The 15922-nt window shown below is 28.1% G+C and carries 15 protein-coding genes and 1 tRNA gene; 10 read left to right on the forward strand and 6 right to left on the reverse strand.

The genetic code is table 11. The annotated features are described in order from the left end of the window. Window position 1: 1 nt before the first annotated feature. Entirely contained in the window at window positions 2-1852 is a 1851-nt protein-coding gene (htpG, locus tag QIA21_RS03400; RefSeq protein WP_301393134.1) for a molecular chaperone HtpG, read from the reverse strand. 111 nt (window positions 1853-1963) lie between these two features. Here htpG and gnd point away from each other — a divergent pair, with 111 nt between their 5' ends. Further along, window positions 1964-3358 carry a decarboxylating NADP(+)-dependent phosphogluconate dehydrogenase gene (gene gnd / locus QIA21_RS03405; protein ID WP_301393135.1) on the forward strand — a complete coding sequence of 465 codons (1395 nt, stop codon included), beginning with the start codon at window positions 1964-1966 and terminating at the stop codon, window positions 3356-3358. A gap of 23 nt (window positions 3359-3381) precedes the next feature. On the opposite strand, the gene QIA21_RS03410 is transcribed toward gnd, so the two are convergent. From QIA21_RS03410 to QIA21_RS03420, 3 genes are all read right to left on the reverse strand, one after another. Beyond that, the gene (locus QIA21_RS03410) at window positions 3382-3921 is read right to left on the reverse strand and encodes a DUF3996 domain-containing protein (RefSeq protein ID WP_301393136.1); all 540 of its coding nucleotides are present in this window, start codon (window positions 3919-3921) and stop codon (window positions 3382-3384) included. Between the two features lie 152 nt (window positions 3922-4073). Beyond that, window positions 4074-4592, reverse strand: a complete 519-nt coding sequence (locus tag QIA21_RS03415; protein WP_301393369.1) for a DUF3996 domain-containing protein — start codon at window positions 4590-4592, stop codon at window positions 4074-4076. A gap of 104 nt (window positions 4593-4696) precedes the next feature. Then, window positions 4697-5281, reverse strand: coding sequence for a BAPKO_0422 family outer member beta-barrel protein (locus tag QIA21_RS03420; RefSeq protein WP_301393137.1), 585 nt, complete (start codon window positions 5279-5281; stop codon window positions 4697-4699). Window positions 5282-5487: 206 nt separating this feature from the next. On the opposite strand from QIA21_RS03420, the gene QIA21_RS03425 reads away from it, so the two are divergent. The 6 genes from QIA21_RS03425 to QIA21_RS03450 are packed head-to-tail and all read left to right on the forward strand — an operon-like array spanning window position 5488 to window position 11912. Then, complete coding sequence (locus tag QIA21_RS03425; protein ID WP_091972009.1) at window positions 5488-6030, forward strand: chemotaxis protein CheW; 543 nt, start codon at window positions 5488-5490, stop codon at window positions 6028-6030. 12 nt (window positions 6031-6042) lie between these two features. Beyond that, window positions 6043-6354 (forward strand): STAS domain-containing protein, encoded by a 312-nt coding sequence (locus tag QIA21_RS03430; protein ID WP_091972007.1) that lies wholly within the window; start codon window positions 6043-6045, stop codon window positions 6352-6354. A gap of 15 nt (window positions 6355-6369) precedes the next feature. Beyond that, on the forward strand, window positions 6370-8511 hold the full coding sequence (locus tag QIA21_RS03435; RefSeq protein ID WP_301393138.1) for a chemotaxis protein CheA: 2142 nt from the start codon (window positions 6370-6372) through the stop codon (window positions 8509-8511). A 54-nt stretch (window positions 8512-8565) separates the two neighbouring features. Then, window positions 8566-9723, forward strand: coding sequence for a CheB methylesterase domain-containing protein (locus QIA21_RS03440; protein ID WP_091972003.1), 1158 nt, complete (start codon window positions 8566-8568; stop codon window positions 9721-9723). 2 nt (window positions 9724-9725) lie between these two features. Beyond that, complete coding sequence (locus QIA21_RS03445; protein ID WP_301393139.1) at window positions 9726-11498, forward strand: BB0569 family chemotaxis protein; 1773 nt, start codon at window positions 9726-9728, stop codon at window positions 11496-11498. Window positions 11499-11537: 39 nt separating this feature from the next. Further along, window positions 11538-11912: a response regulator gene (locus tag QIA21_RS03450; protein ID WP_002557158.1), complete on the forward strand. Its 375-nt coding sequence runs from the start codon at window positions 11538-11540 to the stop codon at window positions 11910-11912. Window positions 11913-12050: 138 nt separating this feature from the next. Here the strand turns inward: QIA21_RS03450 and QIA21_RS03455 are convergent. After that, a tRNA-Leu gene (locus QIA21_RS03455) sits at window positions 12051-12134 on the reverse strand. Window positions 12135-12142: 8 nt separating this feature from the next. Next, window positions 12143-12832: a UMP kinase gene (gene pyrH / locus QIA21_RS03460; RefSeq protein WP_301393140.1), complete on the reverse strand. Its 690-nt coding sequence runs from the start codon at window positions 12830-12832 to the stop codon at window positions 12143-12145. 200 nt (window positions 12833-13032) lie between these two features. Here pyrH and QIA21_RS03465 point away from each other — a divergent pair, with 200 nt between their 5' ends. The 3 genes from QIA21_RS03465 (at window position 13033) to QIA21_RS03475 (ending at window position 15835) form a co-directional block, all read left to right on the forward strand. Further along, window positions 13033-14109, forward strand: a complete 1077-nt coding sequence (locus tag QIA21_RS03465; RefSeq protein ID WP_301393141.1) for a glycosyltransferase family 2 protein — start codon at window positions 13033-13035, stop codon at window positions 14107-14109. A gap of 61 nt (window positions 14110-14170) precedes the next feature. Next, window positions 14171-14980, forward strand: a complete 810-nt coding sequence (locus QIA21_RS03470; RefSeq protein ID WP_301393142.1) for an ATP-binding cassette domain-containing protein — start codon at window positions 14171-14173, stop codon at window positions 14978-14980. A 3-nt stretch (window positions 14981-14983) separates the two neighbouring features. After that, the gene (locus QIA21_RS03475) at window positions 14984-15835 is read left to right on the forward strand and encodes a hypothetical protein (protein WP_301393143.1); all 852 of its coding nucleotides are present in this window, start codon (window positions 14984-14986) and stop codon (window positions 15833-15835) included. Window positions 15836-15922 lie beyond the last annotated feature (87 nt).

Raw genomic sequence — 15922 nt, forward strand, 5'->3', positions numbered from 1 at the left:
ATCATAACAAATCTTTTTCTAGAAATTCGTTTATTATGTTTATGAATTTTCCTGGATTTTTGCTAGGCATTCCTGAAGTTAGAAGAGCTTCCTCAAAAAGAAGAATACTTGTTTTTTCTAATTTTTCAGGCTCTAGATTTTTTAAATTTTGTACTATTTTGTTATTAGGGTTTAATTCAAGTATTGGTTTAATTTCTTTTACTTCTTGTCCCATTGACAGCATGATTTTTTGCATTTGGTAAGTTGGGTCATTGTTATCAACTATTATTGCTGAAGGCTCTTTTATTAATGTTGCCGAGAGATTAACCTCCTTTATGTGGTCCTTAAGGATTTCTTTTACTTTTGTAAGAATATCTTTAAACTCTTCTTCAATTTTTTTGAAATTTTCGTCCTTCAATTCATTACTAGTTTCATTTTTGTTTATTGCTTTTAGTTTTAATCCTTCGTATTCTGGAATTAGATTTAAAATAGCCTCATCAAGTTCATCATCCATGATTAGAATTTCAAATCCCTTTTCTTTATAAGCGCTTACTATTGGATTTTCTTTTAATATATTTTCTTTGCCACCCGTTATATAGTAAATGCTTTTTTGGTTTTCATTCATTCTTTCTTTGTATTCTTTGAAAGATACAAATCCATCTACACTTGAAGATTTAAATCTTATCAATGATATAAGCTTTTCTCTGTTTTCAAAGTCTGAATAAACACCTTCTTTAATGCATCTTCCAAATTCTTTAGAGAATTCTGAAAATTTTTCAGGATTTTTTTTACTTAGCTTTTCAAGCTCGCTTAGTATTTTTTTTACAGAAGACGATTTTATTTTAGACAAAATTTTATTTTGTTGTAAAATTTCTCTGCTTACATTTAGAGGTAAATCTTGGCAGTCTATAATCCCTTTTATAAATCTTAGATAGTTTGGAAGCAAACTGCCTTCAGAATCTGTAATAAAAATTCTGTTTATAAATAGCTTTACCCCAGGTTTAGTGTTTGGGTAATATAAATCATAAGGAGCTTTACTTGGGATATAAAATAAGTTAGTATATTCCAAATTTCCTTCAGCTTTTGTATGAATATGCATTAATGGATTTTCATAATCAAAAGTTGTATTTTTATAAAATTCATTATATTCTTCTGCTTTAATTTCGTTTTTATTTTTTGTCCAAAGAGCAGTGGTTTCATTTAATTTTTCTTCTTTTTCTTCTATTCCTTCTTGTTTTCCATCCTTCATTATAGGTTCGCTATATTTTATATAAATGGGATAATTTATGTGATTTGAATATTTTTTGACAATTTCTTGAATTTTCCATTTATTGGTATAATCAAGTCCTTCTTTATTAAGATAAAGCTTTATTTCTGTTCCTGATTCTTCTTTTGTTGCTTTTTTTATTTCATATCCCGTTTTACCATCGCTAGACCAAACATAAGCATCGCTTTCTAGTGTTTTTTTTGATGTAACTTCTACTTTTTCTGATACTATGAATGCACTGTAAAATCCAACTCCAAACTGGCCAATTAGACTTGCAGATTTTTTTTCATCTTGTTTTAAATTATTAATAAATTCTTTAGTTCCTGATTTTGCAATTACGCCAAGATGATTAATCAAATCTTGTTCATTCATTCCAATTCCATTGTCCTTAATTAGAAGGCTTTTATCATCAAATGTTATTTCTATTTTTGGTTCTAGGGCAATGTTTTTGAATTTTTCATTTGTCAAGCTTAAAAACTTGAGTTTATCAATAGCGTCAGATGCATTTGATATCAATTCTCTTAAGAATATTTCCTTATGGGAGTAAAGAGAGTGTATGATTAAATAAAGCAAATCATTCACTTCTGTATCAAATTGTTTTTTCATGCAAATTTTCCTTTTCAATTTAATCTTTACTTTTTTTATAATATAACATAATCTAAAATAATAAATAAAGCAATTTGTTTAAAATAGAAAATTAGAATCAAGGAGAATGCAATGGATGTAGGAATTTATGGTCTTGGTGTTATGGGAGGTAATTTAGCTTTAAATATTGCTGATAACGGTTTTAATGTTTCTGTTTACAATAGAGATAGCGAAAAAACTGAGTTTTTTGTTAAACAAAATTCTAATAAAAAGATAAATGGCTTTAAAGATGTTGAGTCTTTTGTTAAAAGCTTGAAAACACCAAGAAAAATCATTTTAATGGTGACAAGTTTGGCTGTAGAAAAGGTTGTTGAACAAATTTTGCCCTTTTTGAATAAATCGGACATAATTGTTGATGGTGGAAATTCTCATTATAAGAATACAATGAGATTGGAAAAAGAATTGTTTGCTAAGGACATTTATTTTGTAGGACTTGGAATTTCTGGAGGGGAGATGGGAGCAAGATTTGGACCTGCTTTAATGTACGGAGGAAGTAAATCAGCTTATGAAATTCTTGAGCCTATGTTAAATAAAATTGCAGCTAAAACTAAAAATAATGATGTTTGTTCGACTTATATCGGAGAGAATGGCGCTGGACATTATGTTAAAATGATACATAATGGGGTGGAATATGCTGATATGCAACTTATCAGCGAGGTTTATTTTTTCATGAAAAAAGCTTTCAATTTAGATAATTCAAAAATTTCAGAAGTTTTTGAAAAGTGGAATGAAAGCGATCTTTCGGGGTATTTGCTAGAAATAACTTCTAAAATTCTTAGATATAAAGAAAATAATGAATATTTAGTTGATAAGATTTTAGATATTGCAAATCAAAAAGGCACTGGTGTTTGGACAGCTATTGATGCTCTTGAGTCCGGTATGCCTGTAAATTTAATTATTGAATCCGTTTTTTCAAGATTTATGTCAGGATTAAAACATGAAAGGATTATTGCTAGCGATTTGCTTAAAATGGATACTGTTTCTTTTGAGTTTGAGCTTAGTGATTGGATTTTAGATCTTTATTATGCTCTTTTAGTTTCAAAAATAGTAGCTTATGCTCAAGGTTTTATGATGCTTAAGACTGCATCTGCGAATTATGGTTGGGATTTAAATTTGGGTAAAATTTCTTTAGTTTGGAGAGAAGGCTGTATTATTCGCAGTAGTTTTTTAGATAAAATTAAATTAGCTTATGATAAAAATCCCCATCTTATTAATTTGCTTTTTGATGATTATTTTTTAGATTTATTAAAAAATAATCACAAATCTTTGAGAAGAATAATTTCAAAGGCTAGTGAAATTGGAATTTCTTTGCCCGCATTTTATGCCAGTCTTTCGTTTTTAGATTCTTATTCTACCAATTACCTGCCTTCTAACCTAATTCAAGCACAAAGAGACTTCTTTGGTGCCCATTCTTTTGAAAGATTAGACTCAAAACGAGGTGAATTTTTTCATAGTGCTTGGCAATAAATTTAATGCATCAGCATTCGGATTTAGATATAGTATTTAGCGAATATTCCTCCATCAAGGTTTGATTTTATGCCCGAGTAGGCTTTGTGAAGCGCAAGTGATCTTGTGTTTGAGATGAATTCTATTGATGGTGCTATTTTTATGCCTATTTCTAAGTTTTCTGTAATGTCGTAAAAAATAACAAATGGAATTCGTATTCCAAATCCCAATTCTATATTTATTAATTTAGATGTGTGAGATGATAGGCTTATATTTCCTCCTATCCCAACTCCTAAATTTAATTTTTTTATCAAAGATATTGTAAAAATGAAATCAAGCGCTGCTATTGCTAATAAATTAAAATCATAAAATTTTGATTCAAGTTTAAATCCCGATAAATTTATTCCATTGCTGCCACCATAGCCTATTTCAAAGTCAATAAAAGGAAATGACATTATTAAGTTAATAATTGGATTTCCAACACTTGCTCCAAAGCCAATACCCCTATTTAAATATGAATCTCTTGCAAAACCATTTGTAGATATATTTGTAATCATGATTAGTAATATGAATATTTTTTTCACTGTTGTCTCCCAAATTTTGTCTTATTATTATATTCTATTTTTGAATTTTAAAATAATAAAAATAAGCTTTTGATTATCTTAATTTTGAGTTTAAGCTTTTTGAAGTGAGTTGATTTTTTAACAATTATTCTTTTTAAAAAAAAGAATAATTGTTAAGTAAACCAGAATCTTAGTCCCAATCCTGCAAATACTTCCCATCTAAATCCAACGCCGCTGCTCCAAATATTCATTCCAAGTCCTGGAGCTATTCGTAAAAATATGTCGAATCTTTTTCTAAATACTTCAAGATTTAAAGCCAAAGGCAATCTTGCTCCAATGCTCATTGGTCCAGAGCCCGATTGACTGCCGCCAAATCTTGAAAACCATATTGTTCCATACCCCCCAGCTCCAACTGAAAAATTTAAAATATTAGCAGCCCCCGGGAATACATGTATGTAGAATATATAGTCCAGTGCTATAAACAGTGTTTTCCAATCTGAAAATAAATTATTTACTCCGCTGTAAAGACCAATATCAAGATCAAAGTTTCCAATATTAATCTGTAAAGCAATTGGTAATGGAAGTATAATTCCTGCTCCAAATTTACCCCTTGCAGATTCTTTTGAATTAGCAAATCCTGAGATTGGGACCAATAAAACAATAATTAATACAATAATTATTGTTGTTCTTATTGTTTTACTATTTCCTAAGTGTAGCATTTTAGCCTCCTAAGTATAACATTCTAGCTTTCAAAATAATTTTAGTTCAATAATTTTTTTTATCTAAAAAGTGAAAACTATATCTTAAGAGAGCCTTTTATTCCGATAGAGAAGTTGCCTTTTATTGGGAACATTAAATTTCCGTTAGGTAATTGGCCAATAAAAATTGATGGTGTTGTTTTTATTATAATTTCAATAATGTCATAATAAGCTTCATATATTATCCCTAAGGGTAAGCCTACTCCTATTTTATAGGTAACCCCAGAAAGAACGTTTGTTAAATTTGAGTTTGTAACTTTGCCTATTTCAAAAAATAGGCCAGATCCCAAGAAAAAGACAAAATTTGAATTTTTAATTCTTAAATTTAAGAACATATAATCAAAATATGTTTTAAATAGCAATACTGCTGGTGATTTTGGAAAAAATTCTGATACACTCAATATTGTTACCCCCATCCCAATATCAAAGTTATTAATACTGAATTCTATTGCAGTAGGGTAAGGCAGAATAAAGCCAAATTTTATCTTGGTTTTTGTTTTCAGATTGTCTATTTTTGGATTATTTGTGCTATTTTTAGATTTTTCATTTGTGAAAATAGTCTCAACATTGAATAATAATGTAATAATTATTAGCAATCTTATTAGTTTGTTTCTACTTTGCATTGTTAACTTTTTTATGTTTAATATAAATTAAACTACAACTTTATATCTAAATTATAAGATAGAATTCCGCTAAAATTGTGTCTTTTTTGTTTATTAGAAATTAAATTTTATTAATTTCTAATTTGTATTTATGAATATATGAGGTAATATTAATCTTGATATTAGTATTTTATTTGCGATTTAGATTGCATTTAAAGGGGCGTTTTATGGGCGTGGATTCAGATATGCAAGATTCTTTAAGTCAGTATCTTTTATTTAGTTTAGACGAGCTTTATGCTATTGAGATTAAATATGTTGTTGAGGTTTTAGAATATACTAAGATATCAAAAATCCCAAGGACTCCCAGTTATATGGCAGGAATAATAAATAATAGGGGTAAAATTGTTCCAATAATTGATATTCGAAAGCAATTCGGAATGAGTGATCGCTTTGTTGATGAGGATGATAAAAAAAGAAATAAGGGAGTTAATATTTCAAATATTATTATATTGACTTTAGTTTACGAGGGAGATGAATTTAATCTTGGAATTTTGGTAGATTATGTTAATGAAGTTCTTGAATTAGATCCATTTAGTATTGATGATGCTCCCAAGATTGGATCAGGATTTAATTCAAAATTTATTTCAGGAATTGGTAAGAGCAATAATAAGTTTATTATTATTTTAGATGTAGAAAATTTATTTGACGTTAGAGAGCTTTCTAAGTTTAGAAATACAACAATATATGATCCCGAATATCAGCAGCAATAGGAGTTTTTAGTCATGATTTATAGGCCGGAAGGGGAGCTTGTAGTAAATAGTATTTTTAAGGTAAAAGAGGATTTGTTGCATATTTTTAAAGAAATGAAAGAAGGGGATACCCTTACCATTGATCTTTCAAATGTTGAAAAAATAGATATTACTTTTATACAAATTTTGTATGCATCTAATAAATATGCTAAGAATAGAAATTTATTTGTAAAAATTGAGTATCCATCTGATGAGGTTTTAAGTTCATTAATATATGGTGGGTTTTTGGTAGATATTGAAGATGTTGATAGCTTTGATTTGGGGCTTAATTTAGTCGGATTTTAGATTTAAGGAAAGCTTATGGATAGTAGTGATGTGATTGATAAATTTAAGAATTCCTTTAAGGAGGAATCAATAGAAAATATTTCAGATATTGAACAAGCACTTCTTAACCTTGAGGTAAGCTCAGACCAAGACATTATTAATTCTATTTTTAGAAATTTACATACTATAAAGGGAAGTTCTGGTATGTTTGGCTTTAATTTTACGGCATTGCTTGTTCATGAAATAGAAACAGTTCTTGATGTTGTAAAAGATGGTAGGGCTACTTTTAATCAAGCTGCTATTGATGCTACTTTGATGTCAGTTGATTTTATTAGGGAGCTTATTGAAGGTGATGAAGTAATTTCTGAGATTGACTTTAATAAGCGTAAGCAGTTTTTGATAGATGAAATTAAAAAGGTTCTTGAGACTTCTAGTGTTAAGAATGCTTATCAAAAAGCTTTAGAAAATGATTTTTCAAATTCCGGTAATAATTCTGTTTTAGAAGAACTTGTTAAGGTAAATTCAGACAATAAATTTGATGATGAGGCTTTGAGGTCTGAATTTAAAAGTTACAAAATTATTTTTTCTCCTGCTAAGGGTATTTTGTTTCATGGGCACAAACCTATAAATTTATTGAACAAGTTGCTTGATTTGGGCAGTGGTTATGTTAGAGCTAAAGTAGATAGCATTCCTGATTTAGAGCTTATTTCTCCTGACAATGTTTATGTTGATTGGGAGATAAGGCTAGATACAGAAGAGAGTAAAGAGAATATTCAAGACATTTTTGTATTTTTAGATTCTCAATCAAAAATTGATATTCAAGAATTGGATAAATGTTTTGAGGCGGATAAAGGTGATAATGTAGAGCTTAAAAATTTTAATTTATTTGGCTTAGATAGAAGAACTAAAGATCCCGCTAATTCTTTATTTAAAGAATCGAAATTTGTTGGAAAATCCTTTTTAAGTAGAGATAAAAATAAATCTAATGTTCAAGATGACACTGTTAGAAGTAAGGTTAATATTGCTAGTATTAAGGTGGATTCTAAAAAGCTTGACCATTTGGTAAATCTTGTTGGAGAACTTGTTACAATACAATCAAAACTTTCAAAAGAGGCTGAAAATAGGAATAGTAATATTTTAAATTCAATATCAGCAGAATTTTCTTTACTGATTAATGAGCTTAGAGATTATACAACTGGGCTTAGAACAGTTCCTATTGAGATTTTGTTTGTAAAATTTCAAAGGATAGTAAAAGATTTATCTAGTAGTCTTGGTAAGTCGATTCTTTATCATGCTTCTGGAGGCGATACTGTTCTTGATAAAAGTATTATTGAAAAGCTTAATGAGCCTTTGGTTCATTTAATTCGCAATTCAATAGATCATGGAATTGAATCGTCTAAAGAGAGAGAAATGTTGGGAAAGGATCCTAAAGGTGTTATCAAGCTTTCAGCGTGTCAATCTGGAGATTCTGTTGTTGTTATTATTGAGGATGATGGAAGAGGCCTTGATAAGAATAAAATACTTGAAAAGGCCGTGGAGCGCAATATAATTTCTGACTCAGTTGCTAAAACCTTATCAGATATTGATGTTTATAATTTGATTTTTGAGCCTGGATTTTCAACTGCGAGTTCTGTTACTGATATATCAGGGCGTGGAGTTGGTATGGATGTTGTTAAAAAGCAGGTTGAATCCTTAAGAGGGCATGTTGTGCTTGAAAGTGAGCTTGGCAAATATACTAGAACCAAATTAATTTTTCCGTTAACCTTGGCTATTATTGAAGGTTGGCTTGTTAGAGTAAAAGATGAGCATTTTATTATTCCTCTTTCTAATGTTGAGTCTTGTTTAGAATCTAATAAACTAATTTCTAAAATAGATGGGGTTGAGACCAAAAGCAATGTAATGAATTATAGAGGCAGCATGATTAGTTTTATTCGGCTTAGAGAGTTTTTTCAGGTTTCTAACGAGAAGAGTTTTAGTGAGCAAGTTGTTGTTGTGAACACAAATAGTGGGAAAATGGGTATTGTTGTTGACGAGGTTTTAGGTCAACATCAAACTGTTATAAAAGCTTTGGGTAAAATTTATTCTCGAGTAGAAGGAGTTTCTGGGGCTACTATACTTGGTGATGGAAGTTTGGCTTTAGTTGTTGATATAGATGCAATAACTAAGCTTGTAAGATGAAAATCTAAAATACAGATTTTTGGTTTTAAAGGTTAAAAATATTAAAATATAATAATGAAGATATTAATAATTGATATTCAAGGTCTTATAAAGCAGGTTTTTGTTAGAGCTTTTTCTAAGGATAATGATGTTGAAATATTAAATGCTGGTTTTAATTCTTTAAATCTTATTAATGTATTTTTACAAAAGTTTCCAGACTTAGTTATTATTGATGAGAATACGGCAAGATCTAATTTTGGGAATTCCTTGAACAATGTTCTTAATAATATATCTCTTCCAGTTGTATTTATTGCACAAAATGAAATGTTTCCAAATTTTGGATGTCTTGAGCAAAGTAAGGAAAAGGTTAAATTAATAATAAATAAGCTTAATTTTAAGCTTACAATTGATTTATTTCGTAGCAAGTATTTAGCTTTAATAAAGCTGGAGTTGAAGAATCTAGGTAAAAATAAATTAATATCTTCTTATGAAGTTAAAAGGATTCATGCACCCGATTTTTCTAATCATTCTAAAGTAGAGTTGAGAGAAAACAGTTTAAATGATTCAAGCATAAGGAAAAGTTATAGAGTTTCTGATGTTATTAACTTTGCTCCCAAAAATGATCCGGATGTTATTATTAAGTATCAAGGTCTTCTTAATAAACATAAAACTGGCAAAATTATAGTTGTAGGCTCTTCTACAGGTGGTACAGAGGCATTAAGAATTTTCTTGAGCTCTTTTAAAAAGGATTCTCCCCCAATTATTATTGTTCAACATATGCCGGGAGGTTTTACAAGATCTTTTGCAAAAAACTTAAACAATGAGTTTAATGTTGATATTAAAGAAGCTGAAGATGGAGACATTCTTCGTCCAGGTCTTGTAATAATTGCTAATGGAAGTTATCATTTGATTGTAAAATATGGTAGTGGAAATTATTTTGTAAATTTATTAGATGGACCTCTTGTTAGTAGGCATAAGCCTTCTGTAAATGTACTTTTTAGGTCTGCTGCAATGTATGCAGGCTCTAATGCTATTGGTGTTATCCTTACAGGTATGGGAGATGACGGTGCTATTTGTATGCTTGAAATGAAAAAAAATGGTGCTTATACTATTGCCCAAGATCAAGAAACCTCTGTTGTTTTTGGTATGCCAATGGAAGCTATAAAAATAGGAGCTGTAGACAAAATCCTTCCTTTAAGCAAAATAGCCGATCATGTTTTGAGGAGATCTTAGTGATGGATAATAACAATAATGATTTTTTTGCCAGCGATTTTTTGGCAACCTTATTTTATAAACTTGAAGCTTTTGATGAGAGCGCAAGGCATATTTATTCAAATTTAAGCAAATCAATTCCTAAATTAATAGAAAAAATTTCTAAAGATTCTAAGGATTTATCTTTTAGTATTGACTTAATTTCTAATCTTGATCTTGATAATGATACTTCTTTGAATAATTTCATAGCTAAGATTATAGGAGCATTAGATGATTTTGTTGCTTACTTTAATTCTTCAACAACTTCTCTTGAATCCCAATTTAGCATAATACGCAGTAAGGTTAAAGATATAGAAATACTTGAGGATGTGATTGAAAGAATGAAAAAAAGCTCTCTTGATATGGAAATAATGTCTATTAATACGTTAACTGTTGCTATGAGAGCCGGTAAGGCTGGGGGAGCCTTTTCTTATATTACTAGTGAAATTAAGGTTTTAACCCAATCTATGATTAAGCAAGCGGATCAACTTACCAGCAAGGGGCGTGAAGTTAAAATTGGTCTAGATAGGGCTAAAAATCAAGTATATGAAAGCAATACGGCCGAGAATAAAATTCTTGAAGAATTTAGAGATAATTTAATGAAAAAAATAGATGCCTTTTCAGATGGAATAGGAAGTGTTATTGCCCTTTACGATGATATTTTAAAAGTTTTATTAGAATTTAAGTTTAAGCTTGTAAATTCTATTTCTTATCTTCAGTTTCAAGACAGGCTAACTCAATCTTTGCAACATTTAAATATTATGTATTCTAATATGGATGTTTTTAAATTTAGAGATATAAGCGAAATTCAGAAATTGAAAATTTTATCAGTTTTTACTGATACATCAAAAGTTATAGTAAAAGATGTTCTTGAAAAGCTTGAAAAAAATTATACTGTTTTTGAGAAATTTATTGATGCTTCTCTTAGTTGTATTCAAACTATTAATGATTTAAGGTCTGATAATTCTTTATACATAGATATTCCTAAAATAATAGAACAATTTTCTAGCATTTTGTCTGATCTGCTTAGAAGAATTGATGATGTTGAGAAGAATAATTCTAATTTTTTGAATTTATACTATGAACAGGTTAAACTTATAAAATCATTAGAATTAATGTTTTCAAATATTTCAGCCATTTCTGCCAGATTTCAAAATATTAATATAGCATCAAAGATAGAAGTTGTTAAAAGATCAGAGCTTAAAGCTATGGAGGGCAATATTTCAGAAATGTCGAAAATTATCAAAGAAATTGATTCTAATATTACCAAGGGAATAGAATTTTTAGATCAAATAATCTTTTTTCTTGAAAAAGTTGTTAAGGATTATGATAATAGATTTTATCTTGAAAAAAATTATTTTAATAAATTTAAAAAATTATTTATGGAAATTAAAAATGATATTCTTGATATTAAGAGCATAGCTATTGACAATATCTTGTCTTATGAAGTTTTTTCAATTGAATTTATGGAAATATTTGAAGAAATGAAATTAGAAGTTTACAATGTTAGAAATTTAAAAAATTCTCTTTTGGATATAGACAACTTTTTAAGCAATATGGAAAGCAAAATAAATTTTAATCTTAATTTAGAATTATCTAAAGTTGGAATTCAATCTGTTGAAGTTGAAGATAAAGAGTTTGTAAATAGAATTGCTAATCGATTTACTTTATTTGTTCATAAAAAACACTTGTTGTCTTTGATAGAAGAAGTTAAGGATATTCATTCTTTTGATGAGGGTAGTGTAATTTTGTTTTAATTTTTATATACTTTTGGGAGGGTTTTAGGAGAAAATTAGATGAAAAAAAGAATTTTGGTTATTGATGATAATAGGGCAATAAGGCAAAGCGTTGCTTATATTTTAGAACAAAACGGTTTTGGAGTCTCAGAAGCAAAGGATGGTTTGGAAGGGGTTTTAAAATTTAAAGAAGCAGTTGGGCAAGGGGATAAAGATTTTGATCTTGTTATTACAGATATCAATATGCCTAATTTAGACGGCATTGGTGTTATTAAGCAGATAAGAGAATTTGGTAGTTTTGTTCCTATACTCGTTCTTACCACTGAATCTGAGCAATCTAAGGTTGATGAGGGCCGTAAAGCGGGTGCTACTGGTTGGCTTGTTAAGCCTTTTAATCCTGAAGCTTTAATGAAAACAATCTCAAAGATATTTTAAGTTTTTATTTGTAATTAATTTGTAGACTTTAAAGTTTTTATTACATATTAAAATGATTTTTAATATGTTTTTTAAAAGAAGTAGTTATTGTATAACAATGCTTGGCAATTTTGAAGTTTTTAAAAAAAGTAATTAAAATACCGGTAGTCGGAGTCGAACCGACACGAAGTTGCCCTCATCAGATTTTGAGTCTGACGCGTCTACCAATTCCGCCATACCGGCATTAATTTTTATTTTACTATAACAGTACCAAAAAAATCATTATTTTTGTTGAAAACTTTTTCTAAGTTTTCAATATTATTTCCATTTACTATGTAAAGGGTAAGTCCAAGTTTTGAAGAAAGTTTTGTTGCTATTGGGTCAAAAGGTAAATTTAAGCCTGGATTCCACTTTTGACCCACAATGGTTTGGAATTGGTTCCAATTTAATTTTTTAAAAGCTGTTGCGTTTTTAAATTTTTTTGGATCTTTATCATAAACTTGATTTACGGTTGTTATATTTATAATATCTTTTTTATTAAATTTTTCTGCAAATTTTACGGCAATGTAATCTGTTGAAAATCCTGATTTCCAGCCGGAAGCAATTAGTATTTTTCCTTTAAAAGAAAAATTTTTTAATGGATTGGTGACAATTTTATCTTTACAAATGGGATTCATTACTTTGCACATAAATTCTGCGTTCAACTTTGTTGACATTATTCCAATCTCATCAAGCTCGTGGACTTTAAAATCAGGGTTGATTTTTTTATAGGCGTCTTGGTATTCTCTTGCAACTTTTCCTCCACCAACTATTAAAATGATTTTTCTTTTTTCATTTTCTAGCAACCATTTAAAAACAAAGTTTTTAAAGTTTTTAATGAATTCTATGTTGATTTGATTTGAATTTATTACTCCCCCCCCAAGACTTATTATTTCAAGCATTAAAGCTCCTTGTTTAAGTTAATGTTTTTTAAATTTTTTACTTTTAATAATATAGCAATTTCTGCTAAACTTTTCATTAAAAATAAGTTTAAAACAATACAAACTTGTTAATTATATATTACAATTTAATTGTTATGCAAAAAATTAAAAGAATTTGTTGTTAAGTGTTTTGGCTTTGTTTTTACTTAGCGGGTTTTATTTTGGAGGATATTGTGCATAAGTATAAAGTTTCTGTTATTATTTGTTTTTTTAATTCGGCTGAAACTCTTGATGCAATGATAAAGGACGCTGTTAATCAAACATTAAAAGATAAAGAAATTATATTAATTAACGATGGTTCTTATGATGGTAGCTTAGAGATAGCAGAAAAATATGCTAATAAGTATAGCTTTATTAAAATTTTTAGTCAAAAAAACATGGGGCTTCCTGCTTCTAGAGACAAGGGACTTTCTGAGGCTCAAGGAGAATATGTTATTTATTGGGATAGTGATGATTCTGTAGAGACCACTATGCTTGAGGTTTTATACAATAGAGCAAAGGCAGATAATTCTGATATTGTTTGTTCCCAGTTTTATGTTTATTTTTTTGCAATAAATGTAAAAAGAAAATCTCTGCTTCCTTTTCCTAATTACCCATTAACAGGTAAGGAGGCATTTAAAAATTTGCTTTTTACTGTTTATGCAACCTTTGGAAGGAAAAATTTTGTTGTTGGAACGTTATGGGATAAATTGATTAGACGGGAATTAATCTTAAAGAATAATATTCGCCAGCAAAATGTAGTATTTGAAGATATGGTTTTTGTTATGCAAATTTTTTTGAAAGCTTCTAAGGTTTCTTTTGTAAATAATTATTTTTATACTAATTTCCAAAGAATGGGAAGCATGAGCTCTTCTATTAGTGTTTTGCATAAAGCTAAATTATCTCTTAATACAATAGAAACTTTATTAAAAAGAGAAGGTGTTTTTAACGAATTTCAATATTTGTATAAAAGATTTTTCTTACAATTTTATTATTTTATTTCTTTTAAGCAAATTTATATTATTAGTTGGAATATTCCCAATAAGCTTGTTTACAGGGCTTACAAAGAAAAGCTTATTTCTGTTCTTGATGAGATTAAAGGATTATCTGAATTTCAGGATTGTTATAAATGTGCAAAAAATTTAGGATTTAACGAAATTCAAATTTTGCCTAGGATTATGATAAAAATTTGGAATTTTAGCTCAAGACTTTATGTAAATTTTTCTATATTTATTTATAATTTGTTCATAAAAAATTAAATTTATATTTTTTGTTTAATTAATTTTTTTGTATTTTGACCCTTAATATTAAGGAGTGTTTATGGCTATTGAAGCTGTCAATGTAAAATTTTCCTATAGGGGAAAAGAAGTTTACTCAGATTTAAATTTTAACATTGAAACCCCTCAAACCTATTTGCTTCTTGGTAAGAATGGAGTTGGAAAAACAACTTTACTTAAACTTGTAAGCGGACTTTTAGAGCCATTAAAAGGGAAGGTTTTATTCAACTCTTTAGCAACTTTTCCAAGAAACCCCTTGAATTTAGTGAATTTATTTTTTGTTCCTGAAGAATTTTCACTTCCTAGATTGTCTTTGGCTGAATACAGCAAATCTTTGTCTAGATTTTATCCAAATTTCAATAAGGCAGATTTTGAAAAATATTTATTGAATTTTAACCTTGATATTTCTCTTGATTTATCTTCAGCTTCTTTTGGACAAAAGAAAAAAAGTATTATAGCATTTTCTCTGGCTACAAATGTTTCTTGCTTATTGTTTGACGAGCCGACAAATAGTCTTGATATTGTTTCAAAAAATGTTTTTAGAAACATGTTTTCTGATTTAAATGATAGAATCATTTTTATTACAGGTCACAATGTAAGGGATTTGACAGGAGTTGTAGATTATTTAATTATTATTGGGGAAAAGTCAATTCTTTTTTCCAATTCAATATCTTATATTAATAAAAATTATAGGATTAAAATTATTAGCGAATTAAATGGAAATGAATTGTATTATGAAAAAAATAAAGATGGGTTTAGGGTGCTTTATCTTGAGAGTAGCAATGGAGATGAAGTTGTTGATATTGAATTTTTCTTTTTGTATGTTACTGAAAATAAAAAGGAGAGGCAATAAAAGATGTTTAGCTTAAAAAGATTTTTGAATTTATTTTATTTTGATTTTGTTTATAATAAAAAATTCTATATCTTATTAATAATTCAAATTTTAGGAATGATATTTATATCTTATTTGCTTTTTAGATTTTATTTTAATTTTTCAGCAATAGATTTTTTAAGATTTTTTGTTCCCAAAATTTTTATTTTAACCTTGATTATGTCTATGTTTGCTATTTGTGATTATTACAAAGTAATTCACGATCCGTTTAGAAATATTCTTTATTTAACTTTGCCCGTTTCAACTTTTGAGCATTATTTTTTCAATTTAATTAAATATTTATTTGTGTTACCTTTGGTTTTAATCTTTTTTTATTATTTAGGGTTTAATATTTTTTTATTCCTAGATAATGCATTCTTTTTAAGAAGTGAAGGCGCTGTATTTTTAGAATTAAGATATCTTTCTGATTTTTTCTTTTTTCGTTATTTTAATTTTTTATCTATTTTTCCAATTTTCATATTTTTTAGAATAGCTTTTAAAACTCATCCTTTTGTTAAGGTTTTTATATTCTTTTTAGGTTTTATTGTTTTATTATTTTTTTTCACGTCTTTTCTTTATTTGGTTTTTAAATATTTGCCGTGTTCTTTGGATTTAGTTTTTTCTTTTGATAGATTTTTAGGTGACTTTTTCTTGAAAATAATTTACAATTTGGGATTTTTTTTATATTTAGCTTCATATTTTAAGATAGTAGAGCTTGGAAGTATTAGGATAAAAGGCAATTTGTTTGCTATTTTAGGATTTTTAGTTTCTTTGGCAATGTTTAATTATTATTATTTGACTAAAGGTTCATTATATTGCTTTGTTAATTATGATTAACAAAGTTAAAAGATTTATAACAAGGGCTTAAAAATAGCTTTGTAACTAGGCATTAATAATTTTTATTTTGGTTAAAAATTATTATTT

The organism is Borreliella japonica, from assembly GCF_030438115.2.
In the GTDB taxonomy this organism is placed as follows: Bacteria; Spirochaetota; Spirochaetia; order Borreliales; family Borreliaceae; genus Borreliella; species Borreliella japonica.

Bases quoted from the DNA above. Each gene is read 5' to 3' on its own strand.
- QIA21_RS03445 (WP_301393139.1), top strand. From the start codon at position 9,726: ATGGATAATAACAATAATGATTTTTTTGCCAGCGATTTTTTGGCAACC.
- QIA21_RS03475 (WP_301393143.1), top strand. From the start codon at position 14,984: ATGTTTAGCTTAAAAAGATTTTTGAATTTATTTTATTTTGATTTTGTT.
- QIA21_RS03430 (WP_091972007.1), top strand. From the start codon at position 6,043: ATGATTTATAGGCCGGAAGGGGAGCTTGTAGTAAATAGTATTTTTAAG.
- QIA21_RS03440 (WP_091972003.1), top strand. From the start codon at position 8,566: ATGAAGATATTAATAATTGATATTCAAGGTCTTATAAAGCAGGTTTTT.
- QIA21_RS03450 (WP_002557158.1), top strand. From the start codon at position 11,538: ATGAAAAAAAGAATTTTGGTTATTGATGATAATAGGGCAATAAGGCAA.
- pyrH (WP_301393140.1), bottom strand. From the start codon at position 12,832: ATGCTTGAAATAATAAGTCTTGGGGGGGGAGTAATAAATTCAAATCAA.
- gnd (WP_301393135.1), top strand. From the start codon at position 1,964: ATGGATGTAGGAATTTATGGTCTTGGTGTTATGGGAGGTAATTTAGCT.
- QIA21_RS03425 (WP_091972009.1), top strand. From the start codon at position 5,488: ATGGGCGTGGATTCAGATATGCAAGATTCTTTAAGTCAGTATCTTTTA.
- QIA21_RS03470 (WP_301393142.1), top strand. From the start codon at position 14,171: ATGGCTATTGAAGCTGTCAATGTAAAATTTTCCTATAGGGGAAAAGAA.
- QIA21_RS03420 (WP_301393137.1), bottom strand. From the start codon at position 5,281: ATGCAAAGTAGAAACAAACTAATAAGATTGCTAATAATTATTACATTA.
- QIA21_RS03435 (WP_301393138.1), top strand. From the start codon at position 6,370: ATGGATAGTAGTGATGTGATTGATAAATTTAAGAATTCCTTTAAGGAG.
- htpG (WP_301393134.1), bottom strand. From the start codon at position 1,852: ATGAAAAAACAATTTGATACAGAAGTGAATGATTTGCTTTATTTAATC.